Annotated in this window: 12 protein-coding genes and 1 pseudogene; 9 read left to right on the plus strand and 4 right to left on the minus strand. The window is 52.2% G+C overall.

From position 1 onward, the window contains the following. Positions 1–308: 308 nt before the first annotated feature. Positions 309–443: a Hok/Gef family protein gene (locus tag MKleb_RS13670; protein WP_196552838.1), complete on the minus strand. Its 135-nt coding sequence runs from the start codon at positions 441–443 to the stop codon at positions 309–311. Positions 444–805: 362 nt separating this feature from the next. Between MKleb_RS13670 and MKleb_RS13675 the strand changes: the two genes are divergently transcribed. From MKleb_RS13675 to MKleb_RS13695, 5 genes are all read left to right on the plus strand, one after another. After that, complete coding sequence (locus tag MKleb_RS13675; protein ID WP_004113049.1) at positions 806–1201, plus strand: hypothetical protein; 396 nt, start codon at positions 806–808, stop codon at positions 1199–1201. 212 nt (positions 1202–1413) lie between these two features. Further along, positions 1414–3075 carry an ERF family protein gene (locus MKleb_RS13680; protein ID WP_228740734.1) on the plus strand — a complete coding sequence of 554 codons (1662 nt, stop codon included), beginning with the start codon at positions 1414–1416 and terminating at the stop codon, positions 3073–3075. 17 nt (positions 3076–3092) lie between these two features. After that, positions 3093–3608 (plus strand): Ref family recombination enhancement nuclease, encoded by a 516-nt coding sequence (locus MKleb_RS13685; protein ID WP_217075934.1) that lies wholly within the window; start codon positions 3093–3095, stop codon positions 3606–3608. Positions 3609–3720: 112 nt separating this feature from the next. Further along, on the plus strand, positions 3721–4818 hold the full coding sequence (locus MKleb_RS13690) for a hypothetical protein (protein WP_217075935.1): 1098 nt from the start codon (positions 3721–3723) through the stop codon (positions 4816–4818). A gap of 50 nt (positions 4819–4868) precedes the next feature. After that, positions 4869–5566 (plus strand): IS1 family transposase gene (locus MKleb_RS13695; RefSeq protein WP_228740736.1). Its coding sequence is split into 2 segments (ribosomal slippage): positions 4869–5118 and positions 5118–5566, totalling 699 coding nucleotides; the frame shifts between segments, so codons are not numbered across the junction. A 15-nt stretch (positions 5567–5581) separates the two neighbouring features. Here MKleb_RS13695 and MKleb_RS13700 read toward each other — a convergent pair. Continuing rightward, positions 5582–6498: pseudogene (locus tag MKleb_RS13700) on the minus strand (alpha/beta hydrolase); the annotation flags it as partial. 209 nt (positions 6499–6707) lie between these two features. On the opposite strand from MKleb_RS13700, the gene MKleb_RS13705 reads away from it, so the two are divergent. After that, positions 6708–7622, plus strand: coding sequence for an AraC family transcriptional regulator (locus tag MKleb_RS13705; RefSeq protein WP_025108359.1), 915 nt, complete (start codon positions 6708–6710; stop codon positions 7620–7622). Positions 7623–7674: 52 nt separating this feature from the next. Here the strand turns inward: MKleb_RS13705 and MKleb_RS13710 are convergent, their stop codons facing one another. Then, on the minus strand, positions 7675–8571 hold the full coding sequence (locus MKleb_RS13710; RefSeq protein ID WP_025108360.1) for a LysR family transcriptional regulator: 897 nt from the start codon (positions 8569–8571) through the stop codon (positions 7675–7677). Between the two features lie 138 nt (positions 8572–8709). Between MKleb_RS13710 and MKleb_RS13715 the strand changes: the two genes are divergently transcribed. The 3 genes from MKleb_RS13715 (at position 8710) to MKleb_RS13725 (ending at position 10878) form a co-directional block, all read left to right on the plus strand. Continuing rightward, positions 8710–9018 carry a hypothetical protein gene (locus tag MKleb_RS13715; RefSeq protein ID WP_025108361.1) on the plus strand — a complete coding sequence of 103 codons (309 nt, stop codon included), beginning with the start codon at positions 8710–8712 and terminating at the stop codon, positions 9016–9018. A 263-nt stretch (positions 9019–9281) separates the two neighbouring features. Continuing rightward, positions 9282–9839 carry an NAD(P)H-dependent oxidoreductase gene (locus MKleb_RS13720; RefSeq protein ID WP_025108362.1) on the plus strand — a complete coding sequence of 186 codons (558 nt, stop codon included), beginning with the start codon at positions 9282–9284 and terminating at the stop codon, positions 9837–9839. A gap of 19 nt (positions 9840–9858) precedes the next feature. Beyond that, positions 9859–10878, plus strand: a complete 1020-nt coding sequence (locus MKleb_RS13725; RefSeq protein WP_108703434.1) for an aldo/keto reductase — start codon at positions 9859–9861, stop codon at positions 10876–10878. A gap of 110 nt (positions 10879–10988) precedes the next feature. Here the strand turns inward: MKleb_RS13725 and glgX are convergent, their stop codons facing one another. Beyond that, positions 10989–13058, minus strand: coding sequence for a glycogen debranching protein GlgX (gene glgX, locus MKleb_RS13730; RefSeq protein WP_217075936.1), 2070 nt, complete (start codon positions 13056–13058; stop codon positions 10989–10991). Between the last annotated feature and the right edge of the window lies 1 nt (position 13059).

Here is a 13059-nt window from a genome sequence, read left to right on the forward strand (position 1 = left end):
TGAGGCTTGCAGCGTAGCGAGGAAAGAAGAGGATCAAAAACAGCGTTACCGCTGGCGTGTAGTACAAATAAAAAAAAGCCACTCCGGGGGCGGAATGGCTGAAATCACAAGGGTAATAACAAAGGCTTAAAGGTAACAGGCAATGCTTCCTGTCCGTGGCAGGTGCCATTATGGTTTTTTACCTGGAGGATTCAAAAGATGATGCGAGAGGTAACGCCAAAGAAAAGCCGCCCCCGAAGGAGCGGCGTTTAAAGGTGCTCAGGCCATGCCAGACAACCAGAAAGGCGGGGACGGATCCCCGCCCTGATTTAGCGACTCTCCTTAGCTTCGTAGGCAAACTTTGCCGCTACCTGCACACCTCCCTGACCTATGGACGCTTCGCAAAGCGTCCGGTTAAGGGCGGTATACGCCAGTAACGCCGCGATAAATATCGCGATAAACAAAAAAACTCCTTTGTAAAACAAAGTTGCCTCCTTCGCTTTTGGGAGGCTATAATCGTGTTGTCACGCAAGATTAGAGGCCTCGTTGGTTAATGAAAATTGACCTTCGGGGCTTTCTTCTATCTGCCACATGGTGACATGAGGCAGACAGCCTCAAGCACCGGGCGAGATTATACCCATAAACAATCCCTTACCGCAAAAAACACCCCTTCTTCCTTTCGTCTTATTTGTAGTTAATATAAGATAATCCCGCATCAGCAACGCTTGCTCAGCCACCAAAACCACAGGCATGTAAGCAGGTTTCCGATTGATATACCTAATGCCAGAGTAGCCGCAAAGTCAGCATAGGACATAAGGATAGCCTCATGAGTTACAGTGATGTAGTGGCAACGATAGCGCTTTTTGTTTCGTTTATCGGCACTTTTGCCAGCGGTTACATCAGCTATCACTATGCTATCAAGGGGGAAAAGCGGAAAGAATTTAACTCTGTTGCAGACAGAGTAACGCTTTCACTTATGCAGCAACGAGACACTGCAACCAATGGAACATTCCCAAATGTGACGTTAGGTAAGACTGACCTTCACGCCCTTCTCATTGTCACCAAACACGCAGAACGGGCCGGGCTACAAAAAGCCTTTTCCGACTATGAGGCGGCGTTAAAGTCTTGTGGTGAGTGGAAAGCCGGTTTCTATAGTTTCAAATCATCCGACACGTTGAAAGCCGCAATTGATGAACTTCTCAAGTTTGCCGAGCGCAAATAAGCCCTTGCTTCTAATTTGTAGTTGTCTTAAGATCTATATCAGGTGCTCAAAACACCAATCCAAAGCGGTACATCACCCCGTCAGCGTGATTTTTTTGTACCCAGAATTTATGCTCTGGTGGCTCCGGCTACGCGAGTGCTGAATTATGGGGTGGAGTGCGACGAATAGCAGGCCTCTCCGTCTGTGAATAAGTCCGCCGACTTTGGACGGTTTTGAGCTCCACCCCGCCCCATCTCAAAAGTGGGGATTCAGTCTCATCCAAAGGAGCAACCACAATGAGTACATTACTCACTATCCCCGACGCCGCAGAACTGGCAGTACATACAATGATGGCACTTAAAGCCGCTGGTTATGCAACTGCCGCTATGATTCCCGTTCACAAAAATGCCTCAAATGAAGTCGAAAAAACGGAAGTGACCGCGCCGGAAGTCTACGTAGCGCCCGGCAAACAGTACGCCAATGCTCAGGAAGCGCTGGCGCATCTGGTGCGCGAACTGAAAAACCCGGAACGCGACAACTATAACGAAACGCTGGACTTCACTTTTGCATCACTGGCGCAACTGCTGGACATGCTACGCGAGCCTATCTATCAGCATGGCCTGATGCTCAAACAGGAGTTTGAGAAAGGTGACGAACTTCCGCTGGAAATGGTGACAACCTTTATCCATATCCCAACCAGCACGGAAGTATCTTTCCGGCTCCCGGCCTTTATCAAAGAGGATAAGCGCCTTGATGAATGCCAGCGCGTCGGCGCGTCCTTCACCTATTTTCGCCGTTATGGTCTGCGTCAGGCGCTCGATATTACTGATGGTGATGACGATATCGACCAGGCAGACAGTAAACGCGAACGCCGTAAAGCCCGCTCTCTGAACAGTAGCCGCAAATGGAAGCCAACCAAATCAGAACGCACTAAAGCGGAATCTATCCTGAATATGCTGGTCGCGGCTGGTGAATTCACTGGCAGCGCGGTAATCGCCCAGGCTAAAGCCCGCAACCCGTTTCTGCGCACACCGTCAGAAGTTGCAGAGGATGTTATCCATTCCCGCGACAATTCCAAAGACGATGACGCAATGGCCCGCGATACAGTGTTGCGCTATGGCCTGACGGATGAACACTGGCAGAGTTTCTACAAACAGGCCGGATTCTTTCAGGTAGACGGCGACGAACTTATCGACACCAGAACCGGCGCACACGTCAGCGCTGAAGTCGCTATGGATATCGCAGAATCCCTTTCTTCTGTTGCGATTTCCAGCGCTGATTCAAACGATGTGCATGATACCCGCGATATGTCAGCGCCAGTCGCCCGGACGTTTATTCCTGACTGCACCCTGCTTGATGAGGATGAAGAGGCTTTTGTTGCTGCCGTTGAAGCGGGGCACGATTCGGAGATTATCGAAATTGCTATGCGTCAAATGGAAGTTCACGTGTCGCACGGTCTGGATATGCGCTCAGTACACAGCGACACAAGCTATCACCGCCGTAACTGGTATAACGCCTGCCGCGAGTTCTATACGCTGGCGCTGATGCGTGGTGATGTGAGCTTTGAAGCGCTGGCAAATCCTGAAATGAAAGTTGCCCGCACCATCATGGATATCGTCGGCGCTGACGGCGATAACGAGGCCAGCGAATCCACCATTGCAGACGCACAAGCGCAACTCCCCGCCGATGCGATGCAACAAAAAGTCGATATTGCGCAGGAAATCGCGACGGGCAACGCTGACACCGATATCAAGCTTCAACAGCTTAATGAAATTGCGCGTCGCTGCGATACGTACACCGCTGGCTATATCGAAACTCTAATCCTTCATGTTGAAAGTGGTGGCTTCAACAGTGAAATTCCGGCGTATGTCCCTGAATCTGACCTTCCTTACTAATATGCGGGGTTCTCAACATGAAAACCGTACAGGAAAAGTTACAACGTCACGTTGAAAAGCAACGTGAGTATCAGCAGCGGGCTATTGCCCGCCAGCGCGAGAAACAGGCAAACCCGGAATGGCGACAGGCTCAGTATGAAAAACAGCGGGAACGACAATCCCGCTATATTGAACGGGCAAAAAATAAACCTTGTGCGCGTGGCTTGAAAGGACGAACGCCCCGCGCCGCTGAACGCTCACTGATGGACAAAATCGGCGCTCTACCCTGCATTGCCTGTTACGTTCATGGGATTATTAACGATGTGGTCAGCCTACACCATATCGACGGGAGAACAGCAGCAGGCGCACACGCCCGCGTATTGCCACTGTGTGGCCATCACCACCAGCACGCAGCGCCAGCAGCAATACGCGCGGTTTATGCCTGGCTGATTCCGGTTCATGCTGATGGAACATGTGGAGGAAAAGCCGCATTTGAGGCGTTAAACGGCACTCAGGACGATTTATACGCCCAATGCCTTGAAATGATAGCCTGATACTCACCAAACGCCGCCATGCCCTATCTGGCGGCGTTACCGCTCGCCCGCTTTCTGTATCATCCCCGCCCCATCCGGTTAAATCGCACCTGTTAACAAACATGAGGTGCTTATGTCCGAAAATAATTATGGTGCGCTGATGATGAAATCGGCACTCAGCGCCAATGTTGATATTGATAGTGTACTCCAGCCGGGAATATATCCCGTTCCTTCGGGCAACACTTCATCTCCAGACCCTAACGGGGGAATCCTTACTATTTATCCAGACCCTTCCAAGCGTCGGATTTTTGCTTCCAATCGCTTCATTACTACACCTTCAAGCTATAACACATTGCTAAAACAATGGGATGAATGGGAAAGCTTAATACTTCACTCTGAACTTTCAGATGATAACGGCTTTAAACTGGTAGGTCAGGTGCACAGCGCAGCAGCACTGGCAGTACTGGCCGGTGAAGACGGAGACCGTGTTTTACTTCTCGGCTACCATGATGGCTGGGCCGCGTCCCGCAGCGAGCTTTCAGGCGGCGGTGAGTTCCATTACGTCAGCTCTCTTGCGGATGTGAACAACGGTGTCACGATTTTTAACGGATGGTGCCGTAAATTTACAGATACCGTTATCACTACCTACGATGCCGGGCTTGGTGATAATGACGGCATTGATGCGCGGGAACGTCTGACGACGCTGTTTAAAGTGGTGCCGGACGGGTTTACGGTCAAAATTCGCGGCCGTCACCTGACGTCAGGCCCGGTGAAGTGTGAAGGTAAACCCGGTCTCATCATTGACGGCATGAGCGGCGTTATTTCAGCAAAAGAGCTCCGCGACGTTTATACCGTTTATGACGTTGCTGAAACAGACCCCAGAGTAGCGATGACAGGGGTTCTGTCGTGCCTGGATTGTCCTGGTATTAAAATATTTGGCCTTGAGATTCAGGGGGCGATGAAGCTCTCCGTCAGAAATGAAGACGGTACACATAAGGGAGAGGAGCATGCATTAGTGGTACGTGCATGTGACGGTGGTGAGATTTGGGATACGCACCTTCATAACGTATTCGGGTATGGGTGTCGGGGACTATATCAGAGCAATGTTAAATTCCATCATAACTATGTCCATCACTGTCTGCGTGAGTCCGGCGTAAACTTAGTTACGGGTGGGAGTCACGGTTACATTTATTGTAATCGCTTTGAGTATATTGGTTTGTACGGTCGGTAATGGTGCCAACTTACTGATTTAGTGTATGATGGTGTTTTTGAGGTGCTCCAGTGGCTTCTGTTTCTATCAGCTGTCCCTCCTGTTCAGCTACTGAAGGCGTGGTGCGTAACGGTAAAAGCACTGCCGGACGTCAGCGCTATCTCTGCTCTCACTGCCGTAAAACATGGCAGCTACAGTTCACTTACACCGCCTCTCAGCCCGGTACACACCAGAAAATTATTGATATGGCCATGAATGGCGTCGGATGTCGCGCCAGTGCACGCATTATGGGCGTTGGCCTCAACACGATTTTACGACACTTAAAAAACTCAGGCCGCAGTCGGTAAACTCACGCATACAACCGGGCAGTGACGTCATTGTTTGCGCGGAAATGGACGAACAGTGGGGTTACGTCGGCGCTAAATCACGCCAGCGCTGGTTGTTTTACGCGTATGACAGGATACGGAGGACGGTTGTGGCGCACGTATTCGGTGAACGCACGTTGGCCACGCTGGAGCGTCTTCTTGGCCTGCTGTCGGCCTTTGAGGTCGTGGTATGGATGACGGATGGCTGGCCGCTTTATGAATCACGCCTGAAGGGAGAACTGCACGTTATCAGCAAGCGATATACGCAGCGCATTGAGCGGCATAACCTGAATCTGAGGCAGCATCTGGCAAGGCTGGGCAGGAAGTCACTGTCGTTCTCAAAATCGGTGGAGCTGCATGACAAAGTCATCGGGCATTATCTGAACATAAAACACTATCAGTAAGTTGGAGTCATTACCCAGGATTGGGCGCGGAGAGATTTCCTTAATATACGTCATCAGCGGGAAATTCATAAAGGACATCGGCGTTGTCACGGACCATGAGTTTCCGGAGTTGACGGCACGTGGATGATATCCGCGTTTGGTCATATAGTAGTCCGCGTATTCCACGAGGAACTGCGCTTCGCCGCCCTTCAGTTTATTGTAAGCTGGCTGATAGGCCGGTTGACCGGTTGACCGTTTGCCGCATCGTCCCAGCGCTGAAGGCTCATCTTCTCAAGCGCCTGCTCGCGTTGCGCCGGCGTTACGCTGTCATTGTAGCCCTTTGACATCACGCGGCTCATATCATACATGGTGCTGGCAACAACCGCTTTTACGCGTTTATCCACGACAACAGCGTTCAGCGCGATCCCCCCCATACCGCAGATACCGATGACGCCGATACGTTCACGGTCCACATAAGATTGCAGCCCAATAAAATCAACGGCTGCCATAAAGTCTTCGGTATTAATATCGGGTGACGCGATATTGCGCGGTTCCCCACTGCTTTCGCCGGTATAAGACGGATCAAATGCCAGCGTCACAAATCCGCGCTCGGCTAAGGTTTGCGCATAAAGACCTGAGGCCTGCTCTTTTACCGCGCCAAAGGGCCCGGAAATAACCAGTGCCGCAAGCTTCTTGTTTCCGCGATCTTTAGGAAGATACACATCTGCGGCCAGCGTAATGCCGTAACGGTTTTTAAAAGTTACTTTTTGATGATCCACTTTGTCGCTCCTTGGGAAGGTTTTATCCCACGTCTGAACCAGGCGTACTGAAGAATCTGCTGTGCCTGCTGCCGGCTGGGCGACCGCAGATTCTGTTGAAATCATGGCCAGCGCTCCGGCAAGGAGTGCGCCATTAAAAAAGCGGGTTGAAGTTTTTAGCGTCATGATAGTCATACCTTCATTCAAATTGGATGCGGGTTGGGTTGTAGTCAGCGCCTCATTTCGGTATGGCTATTTTGGATGTCGCTAATGAAATCTGTTATTAAAATACTCTGTATTATTTGCCTGATCCTATTAACATGATGCCAAAGCGTATATTTCACTTTTCATAACGGGTAAGTTGACGACGTCGCACAGACTTAACAAATATGAGGCGTGACGGAATGATTTCAGACAAATCGGTTGAGAGACGACTCGGCAAGCTCTCCCGGGATATTGCTCAGCGCACGCCCGGTACCGGTGATTTTCCCACCGCGGTTGAAGGGCTGGAACTCTTCCGGCGCAACGAACCCGCCCCTCCGGTGAGCTGCCTGGTTCCTCCGAGTATCGTCCTGGTGGCTGATGGCGCGAAGATCATGTGGGTTGGCGGTGAAGCTTATGAATATAATACGGAAAAATTCCTGATCACGTCTCTCGACTTGCCAGCCAGTTCGGAAGTGTTACAGGCATCGCCATCACGGCCCTGCGTCGGCGTCGCCTATAAACTTGACCAGCGCGTACTGATGGAATTAATTGCCCAGGGATGCCTGCCGCCAGTCAAAAAACGAGATGCGGGAACGGGGGTCGGTATAGGAACCATGACTGATGTTTTACTGGAGCCTTTCTGCCGCCTGCTTTCACTGCTGGACGAACCCGAAGCCATTCCCGTTCTCGGCCCGCTGATTCAGAGGGAGATACATTACCGACTGTTGATGAGCGATCGATCCGATCGTCTCAGACAGATTGCGGCAGTCGACGGCCATGGCTACCGTATCGGTAAAGCTATCGACTGGTTAAAGACCAATATTGCTTCGCCTCTGCGTGTCGAAGAGCTGGCAAGTCGAGTGCAAATGAGCACGCCCTCCTTCCACCACCATTTCAGACAGCTTGCGGGAATGAGTCCGCTCCGCTATCAGAAATGGCTGCGTCTCAATGAAGCAAGGCGACTGATGCTGAATGAGCATTACGATGTCACCACAGCGGCCTATGCTGTCGGCTACGAAAGCTTATCCCATTTCAGCCGGGAATATACGCGGATGTTTGGGGAGTCACCCAAGAGGGATATTACTGTGCTGAGAGAGTCTGCCGGTAAGATTTAATGGTACCGATTTTCATCGTTAATCCCGGGGTGAAAGTGAGTCGTCGTTTTTATCACTCCGTAGCGGCTATCAGAAAGTCGATCAGGGTTTTCACTCTTTTGGTTTTACCGGCGTTTTTCGGGTAATAGAGATAAACTGGCGGATAGGTTTTCCAGTAGCTCTCCATCACGGGTATAAACTGCTCTCGATCGGGCTGTAACCGCCAGATGGGTTCGAACAAGCGCCCTATCCCCAGCCCGTGGCGAATACCGTCTGCCATAACGTCAATATCGTTGCTGATTAACTGTCCGGGCATTTCTAAGGTCAATGGTTCTCCGCGATCGTTAAGGATCAGCGGAAGAATGCGGTTGTTGGTGATGAAACGATAGCCAATCAGCCGGTGATGGCTGAGATCGGCTGGCGCCTCAGGCATTCCATATTCGGCGAGATAGGCTGAAGACGCATATAACCCTTCACGAAACGGTTTCATCAACGGGCGTGCCACCACCCCGCCTTCAAGGATATCCCCAAAACGAATCCCCAGGTCAAAACGCTCCTCGATAATATTCACGGTACCGTCGTAGACCGAAATTTCCAGCTTTATACCCGGATATTGCCGACAGAATGCCGCCATTGCGGGTTTAAGAATGAGCTGGTAGGCAAAGCGCGAGAGCGTAATCCTCACCGCGCCGGAGGGCTCCCTATTCTGGTCACGGAGACTTTCCAGCGATTTCTCCAGCGAATCCACCGCGGCGGCGGTTTGCTCCAGCAGCTGTTGCCCGGTTTCCGTTAGCTCAATGCGCCGGGTCGTGCGCACAAAAAGCGGATGGCCAATATGTTCCTCCAGCAGCTTGAGCGCATTGCTGACGGAAGGCGGCGTAATTTCAAGTTTCCTGGCGGCTGCCGAAATATTGCCTTCGCGCGCAATGCTCTGAAAGATACGTATCTGATTATAAAGGGCGTTATTCATAGCATTTTCCTTAGCAAACCTCGGCTGATTATTAAGTACAGGCTAAATATGCTTAAGTCAATGCCCGCCTAATCTTCTGCGAATGAGGCGCTTATACTTTTTTCTCTTTCCGCTGAAAACTGAGTACAGGAGACGATGATGCGAATTTTATGTCTGGATATGCCCAACCCTGGCGCAACGCCGGAAAAATATGCGCCACACCTTACCGCTGAGGCCCTGCACGCCTGGGGGCTGTATAAATCCGGCTTTATCCGCGACATCTATTTCCGTCAGGACAGGCCCGGCGTCGCCATTTTCCTCGAATGTGACACCGTGGAAGAAGCCAGTAACGTGATGGCTGAATTCCCGCTGGCAAAGGCGGGCTTATTAACGTTTGAGTGCATTCCTCTCGGATCCTTTATTAGCTGGGAAAGTCTCTTCTCCGCAGAATTTAAAAATCAAAAATGAAGGAAAGGTGATGACCGACGAACGCCTTAATACAGAGCGGATGGCGTGAGCATGGCGCGGGTGCATGCGCGCCACCAGCCAGCGTAAGGCGGCAGAAAGCATTGCATTCTTATCCACGCCTTTGGCCGCAAGCAGCGCTTCGGCCTTTTTAAGGTGCTGATTATTAGCTTCTGTCTAAAAGTGATTGAGCCTTTACTGCGCTAAAAAATAATCCTGCATCCCTATACTGAGTTAATCTTTATCAACGGACTTAACTGATTGAAATGAAAAATATCCTCATCGTATCCGGGCATCCCGATGTTAACCATTCCGTCGCCAACGCCACCATCCTTGACGAGGTGGCGACCGCCCTGCCCGACGCTGAAATTCGTCGTCTGGACTGGCTTTATCCAGACGGCAAAATCAATATCGGCGCGGAGCAGAAAAGTCTGCTGAAAGCGGATGTCATCGTCTGGCAGTTTCCCTTTTCCTGGTATGGCCTCCCGGGGCTGATGAAACAGTGGCTGGATGAGGTTTTTGTTCACGGCTTCGCGCACGGTTCGGCGGCGAAACTGGGCGGTAAAAAGCTGCTCCTCTCCTTCACAACGGGTGCGCCGCAGGCAATGTATACCTCTGACGGCTTCTTTGGTCACACCATTGAGGAGTACCTTATTCCGTTCGAGACCACGGCAAGGCTGTGCCGGCTTGACCTGCTGACGCCGGTTTATACCTGCGGTATCAGCTATGCCGACCGGGATGCCGATAAAATTGCCCAGCAAAAGACGCTCGCCAGGGAGCACGCTTCCAGGCTGATCGCGCAGCTTAACGCCCTTCCTGAATAAACCCACGAGGGAAATGAAGATGCAGTATACCCGACTCGGCAAAAGTGACTTACTGGTCTCCCGCATCTGCATGGGGTGTATGGGATTTGGCGATCCGTCTACGGGCCAGCATCGCTGGACGCTGAATGAAACGGAAAGCCGGAACATCATTCGCTACGGTCTTGAAAAAGGTATCAATTTTTACGATACCGCCATCGCCTATCAGAACGGCTCGAGCGAGCGGTACGTTGGCCGGGCGCTGCGAGATATGGCAAAACGCGATGAGATCGTCCTTGCTACCAAGTTTCTGCCGCGTACGCCAGCGCAAATTGCGCAGGGTATGAGCGGAAAACAGGCGATTACCCGTTCGCTTGAACAGAGCCTGCAGAATCTTGGTATGGACTATATAGACCTCTACATTTACCACCTCTGGGACTATAACACCCCCGCGATCGAGGTCCTTGAAGCACTGCATGCCGCCGTCACCGCCGGCAAGGTACGCGCCATTGGCATTTCAAACTGCTATGCATGGCAGCTGGCGAAGATGAACGCGCTTGCCGAACGCGAAAGGCTCACGCCCTTTGTTTCCGTGCAAAGCCACTACAACCTGATTATGCGCGAAGATGAACGCGAACTCTTGGGGCTGTGCGCTGAAGACGGCATCGCAGTGACTCCCTATAGCGCACTGGCAAGCGGTCGTCTTTCCCGTAAGGAAGGCCACACGCGGCGGGCCGCTGAGGATGACTATGCCCGCGGGAAATATGACCGCACGGCGGAACAGGACAGCGTCATTATCGAGCGGGTCGCTGAGCTTGCCGAACGGCATCAGGTGTCCATGACGGAAATCTCACTATCCTGGCTGCTTAATAAGGTCACCGCCCCGGTCGTAGGCGCGACCCAAAAAAGGCATGTCGACGGCGCGGTTAACGCCGTGAATTTTCAATTGAGCGCGGAGGAAATCGGGTATCTGGAAGAGTCCTATCAGCCGCATTTTCTGACAGGGATTATGGCGCAAAACACACCGCAGACCAAAGACGCCAGGCAGGTATGGACACGATAGATGCCGCGAATCTGATACGCTGAAAACCGAATGACAGTTCCAGAGGATTTCCATCAGGCTATCGCGTGGCAAAAGAAACCCGGCATTCAGCGCCGGGTTTGTCTGAGGCTTTAAGGCCGTCTGAAAAGGGCAATGCTGCGCCCGGCCAGAACAAAATCAATTGTCTCGGTAATGATGACGCCGTCCGTTTTTTCTTCAGCGGTCGACAGCTCAAGAACCCAGCCGCCTTCGCCAAACTGCGGGATCTGGAACGGAACGTCGCCCTCAAAGGGATTGAACAGCATCAGCACGTCATGCCAGATGCCCTCCTCCTGTTCAAGATCGGGTCGGCTGATGGCGAGACCTAACGTCGAACCTTCATCCCATTGTTCAGATTGCTGCAGACCGCCGCCGGCGTTAAACCAGCGTATCTCGAGCCCGTCACGCCAGCTTTCACGGCGTAAAAGCGGTTGCTCCGCACGCAGCGCTATCAGACGCTGGGTGAAATGGCGCAACGCATGGTCCTGATCGGACAGTGCTTCCCAGTTGACCCATGAAATCTCGCTGTCCTGGCAGTAGCCGTTATTATTGCCCTGCTGAGAACGGCCAAACTCATCGCCGGCCAGCAGCATCGGCGTACCGTGGGAGAACAATAACGTGGTCAGGAAATTCCGCTTCTGGCGTTCGCGGACGGCGACGATATCCTGGTTTTCTGTCGGGCCTTCTTCGCCATAATTGCAGGAGCGGTTGTCATTATGCCCGTCGTTATTGTCCTCACCGTTGGCTTCATTATGCTTCTCGTTATACGAAACCAGATCGTTCAACGTGAAGCCGTCATGGGCGGTAATAAAATTGACGCTGGACCACGGACGACGGCCGCGTAAATCGTACAGATCGCCGGAGCCCAGTAAACGGGCGGCAAAGTCGTTGGAAACATTATCCCCCTTCCAGTATTCCCGCACCGTATCACGATATTTGTCGTTCCACTCGCCCCAGCCAGGCGGAAAACCGCCGACCTGATAACCCCCGGGACCGATATCCCAGGGCTCACCAATCAGTTTAAGCTTCGATAAAACCGGATCCTGGGTTATCGCATCGAAAAACCCGCCTCGCGGATCGAAGCCTTCGGGTTCGCGCCCGAAAATGGTCCCCAGATCAAAACGAAAGCCGTCGACGTGCATAGCTTGCGCCCAGTAACGTAGCGAATCCATGACCATCTGCAGCACCCGGGGATGCGAGGTATTCACCGTGTTCCCCGTCCCGGTATCATTTATGTAATAGCGATGCTGGTCCGGCATCGTCCGGTAGTAGGAAAAATTATCAATGCCTTTAAATGAGAGCGTCGGTCCCAGCTCATTGCCTTCCGCGGTGTGGTTGTAAACCACGTCAAGGATCACTTCGATACCGGCATCATGAAATGCGCGCACCATGTCGCGGAAGCCCGCGATACCCGCAGGTCCATAGTAACGGGACGCGGGAGCGAAGAAGCCCAGCGTATTGTAACCCCAGAAGTTTTTTAGCCCTCTGTCGAGCAGATGCCGATCGTCCGGAAACCAGTGTATGGGAAGCAGCTCAACAGAAGTGATGCCCAGGCTCTTGATATAATCGACGGAAGCCTGATGCCCAAGCCCCTCAAATGTGCCGCGAAGCTCCGGGGGAAGCGCCGGATTGCGCTGGGTAAAACCCTTCACATGCGTTTCGTAGATAACTGCATGCGGCCAGGGGACGTCGGGACGATTTTCCCCCTGCCAGTCGAAGGCATCCGGGTCGACAACCTTGCATTTTGGCGTAAATGGCGCGCTATCGCGGGTATCAAAGCTCAGATCTTTCTCCTCATGGCCCAGCTCGTAGCCGAAATGCGCATCGTTCCATTCAATATCGCCTTCCAGCTCCCGCGCGTAAGGATCGATAAGCAATTTGTGTGGATTAAAGCGATGGCCGTTCTCCGGATCGTACGGCCCATAAACCCGATAACCGTATAAGGCTCCGGGCTGCAGACCGGGTACGTAGCCGTGCCAGATTTCGTGTGTATATTCAGGTAGTTCAAGCCGGGCTATTTCCTTTTTTCCGCAAGGATCGAATAAGCACAGCTCAACCCGCTCAGCGTGCGCTGAAAACAGCGCAAAGTTCACGCCCTTTCCGTCAAAATTAGCCCCCAGCTGCTGGCCGTCCCCGGGCTCTATTGCAAACGTTTCTTTCATT

It is taken from the genome of Klebsiella sp. PL-2018 (assembly GCF_019048985.1).
Lineage (GTDB): Bacteria > Pseudomonadota > Gammaproteobacteria > Enterobacterales > Enterobacteriaceae > Klebsiella > Klebsiella michiganensis.

What these genes read in the sequence shown, in the direction of transcription:
- MKleb_RS13685 (WP_217075934.1), top strand. Translation starts at nt 3,093, where the DNA reads ATGAAAACCGTACAGGAAAAGTTACAACGTCACGTTGAAAAGCAACGT.
- MKleb_RS13690 (WP_217075935.1), top strand. Translation starts at nt 3,721, where the DNA reads ATGTCCGAAAATAATTATGGTGCGCTGATGATGAAATCGGCACTCAGC.
- MKleb_RS13675 (WP_004113049.1), top strand. Translation starts at nt 806, where the DNA reads ATGAGTTACAGTGATGTAGTGGCAACGATAGCGCTTTTTGTTTCGTTT.
- MKleb_RS13710 (WP_025108360.1), bottom strand. Translation starts at nt 8,571, where the DNA reads ATGAATAACGCCCTTTATAATCAGATACGTATCTTTCAGAGCATTGCG.
- MKleb_RS13705 (WP_025108359.1), top strand. Translation starts at nt 6,708, where the DNA reads ATGATTTCAGACAAATCGGTTGAGAGACGACTCGGCAAGCTCTCCCGG.
- MKleb_RS13725 (WP_108703434.1), top strand. Translation starts at nt 9,859, where the DNA reads ATGCAGTATACCCGACTCGGCAAAAGTGACTTACTGGTCTCCCGCATC.
- MKleb_RS13720 (WP_025108362.1), top strand. Translation starts at nt 9,282, where the DNA reads ATGAAAAATATCCTCATCGTATCCGGGCATCCCGATGTTAACCATTCC.
- MKleb_RS13715 (WP_025108361.1), top strand. Translation starts at nt 8,710, where the DNA reads ATGCGAATTTTATGTCTGGATATGCCCAACCCTGGCGCAACGCCGGAA.
- glgX (WP_217075936.1), bottom strand. Translation starts at nt 13,058, where the DNA reads ATGAAAGAAACGTTTGCAATAGAGCCCGGGGACGGCCAGCAGCTGGGG.